Here is a 590-nt window from a genome sequence, read left to right on the forward strand (position 1 = left end):
ACCCACACCGCAACCCTGGCCCGGCTGGAGGACGGGGCCCTGGGCTACGGGCATGTGCAGACGGTGCTGGACCAATCCCAGAACGTCCCCGACTCCGAACTGGCCGGTTTCGAGGCTGCCTTGCTGGAGGCCGCTGGTGCGGGGCAGACGTCGTCCCAGTTCCGGGTGAAGGCCAGAAGGCTGCGGGAGAATCGGTATCCGGACACCATTCCGGTCCGGCATAAGAGTGCTTTTGAACGGCGGCGGGTGTGTTTGGTGCCGGATGAGGACGGGATGTCGTGGTTGTCGGCGTTGTTGCCGGCAGCGAGGGCGCAGCTGGTTTATACGCAGCTGACCACGGCGGCGCGGGGTGAGCAGGGGGCGGGGGATCCGCGGGGAGTGGATCAGTTGCGGGCGGACATACTGGCTGACCTGCTCGACGGTGATGAGGATGCCAGCGATGCCGGTGGATTAGATAGCGGGGGCCGAGACCGCGGTGACTCCCACAGCGTGGAGGCCGGTGGCCGGGACCGCAGGGACAGGGACAGGGACAGCGGCCGCGACACCAAGGATAACCGGGCCCGGGCACGTGCCCGGGCCCGCACGGAAAT

The 590-nt window shown here is 68.0% G+C and carries 1 protein-coding gene; it reads left to right on the forward strand.

Annotation, left to right across the window (positions count from 1 at the left end; all coding sequences use genetic code 11):
- On the forward strand, positions 1–590 hold a 590-nt coding region (locus tag CXQ90_RS21785; protein ID WP_146068968.1), incomplete at both ends, for a DUF222 domain-containing protein.

This window comes from Arthrobacter sp. ZGTC131, assembly GCF_002929275.1.
Classification (GTDB): Bacteria; Actinomycetota; Actinomycetes; order Actinomycetales; family Micrococcaceae; genus Arthrobacter.